Genomic DNA, 1775 nt, shown 5'->3' with positions numbered 1-1775 from the left:
CCTATTTTTTCAAATTTAGCTAAATTTAGCCTTGCCTTGCAAAATCTTTGCGGCAATCCTTTGTTAAATTTGCTCGCCCTTTGATCCCAAATTTACCGCATAATAAAAAATTTTATAAATTTTCGCTAAAATCGCTAAATTTTAAAAACGCGCGGCATCCGCAAAAAAAGGAAATTTATGCAAAACTCAAAGCAAACCATCACCGAAAAGATTTTCAGCGAGCACGTAGGGCACGAGGTTTTCGCGGGCGAGATCATAGAAAGCGACATCGACATGGTCATCGGCAACGACATCACGACTCCGATCTCCATCAAGCAGTTTGAGCGAAGCGGCGCGACGAAGCTCGCTAACCCGGACGGCTTTAGCGTCGTGATGGACCACTACATCCCGGCAAAAGACATCCTAAGCGCCAACCAAGCCAAAATCAGCCGCGATTTTGCGTATAAGCACGATTTGAAAAACTATTTTGACGAAAAAGATATGGGTATCGAGCATGCGCTTTTGCCGGAAAAGGGCCTCGTAGTGCCTGGCGACGTCATCATCGGCGCCGATAGCCATACCTGTACGCACGGCGCGCTGGGAGCCTTTGCTACGGGCATGGGCAGCACCGACCTAGCCTACGCGATGATAACGGGCAAAAACTGGTTCAAAGTACCGCCGACTATCAAAGTAATCTTTCGCGGCAAGCTAGACCGCCACGTCTACGGCAAGGACCTCATCCTAGAGATCATCCGCCGCATCGGCGTGGACGGCGCGCTGTATAAGGCGCTGGAGTTTACGGGCGAGACGATAGAGAGCCTCGATATGGACGGACGCTTTAGCATGTGCAACATGGCGATCGAAGCCGGCGGCAAAAGTGGCATCATCGCAGTCGACGAAACAACAAAAGAGTTTTTAAAAGGTAAAAGCTTACGCGCCGAGCCGAAGCTACACTACTCCGACGAGGGCGCGAACTACGAGCAAATTTTAGAGATCGATGTCACTAATCTCGATCCCGTGATCGCCTATCCGTTCCTACCTAGCAACGGCAAAAGCGTGCGCGAAGCGGTGAAAGACGACATCGCCATCGATCAGGCTTTTATCGGCAGCTGCACGAACGGCCGCCTAAGCGACCTGCGCATCGCGGCTGAGATCCTAAAAGGCCGCAAAGTAGCGCGCAAAACCCGCCTCATCATCACGCCGGCGACGCAAAAGATCGCCCTGCAAGCGCAAAAAGAGGGGCTGATGGATATTTTCGCGGAAGCGGGGGCGGTCGTCTCAAACCCAACCTGCGGCGCATGCCTAGGCGGATATATGGGGATTTTGGGCGTTGGGGAACGCTGCGTGAGCACGACAAATAGAAACTTCGTCGGCCGCATGGGAGATCGCACGAGCGAGGTGTATCTGGCAAACTCGGCCGTAGCTGCGGCTAGCGCCGTCGCAGGCAAGATCGCCGATCCTCGCGATCTTTAAAATTTGACAGCTTGTCTTTTTCCTTTATACTTCGTTGCTTTTAAATTTGGCTCGGTCATTACCGACAAGGTAACTCCCGTCGCCAAATTTAAAAGCGTCTCGTCTAAAGAAAAAATACGTCGCCTTAATTTCTTACAATCAAATTTCAAATTTGCAAATTTGGGTCACCGAGACCCGTATCTTGAAAATGTCAAATTTACACTTTCGGCGCGGCGGCGCCAAATAAACCTGCACGCAGTGCAGCAACCTCTCACGTGCAGTGGGGTTGGAGAGGGCTTGGGAGAGGAAGGGGCGACGCTCTACTTCGCTTTGCTCGTAGCTGC

The 1775-nt window shown here is 51.4% G+C and carries 2 protein-coding genes; one reads left to right on the top strand and one right to left on the bottom strand.

The features are described 5' to 3' along the window. Positions 1-177 precede the first annotated feature (177 nt). Positions 178-1452, top strand: a complete 1275-nt coding sequence (gene leuC / locus Q0546_RS10525; RefSeq protein WP_298792848.1) for a 3-isopropylmalate dehydratase large subunit — start codon at positions 178-180, stop codon at positions 1450-1452. 138 nt (positions 1453-1590) lie between these two features. Here leuC and Q0546_RS10520 read toward each other — a convergent pair. Beyond that, positions 1591-1775: hypothetical protein (locus tag Q0546_RS10520; RefSeq protein ID WP_298792846.1), on the bottom strand; the 185-nt coding region annotated here is incomplete at its 5' end.

The sequence above is a fragment of the uncultured Campylobacter sp. genome (genome assembly GCF_937997465.1).
Lineage (GTDB): Bacteria > Campylobacterota > Campylobacteria > Campylobacterales > Campylobacteraceae > Campylobacter_A.
Note: the sequence above shows the minus strand (reverse complement) of the source record. Positions and strands in the feature narration are given on the sequence as shown.

Excerpts from the sequence above, each read along its gene's own strand:
- leuC (WP_298792848.1), top strand. The coding sequence starts at position 178 with ATGCAAAACTCAAAGCAAACCATCACCGAAAAGATTTTCAGCGAGCAC.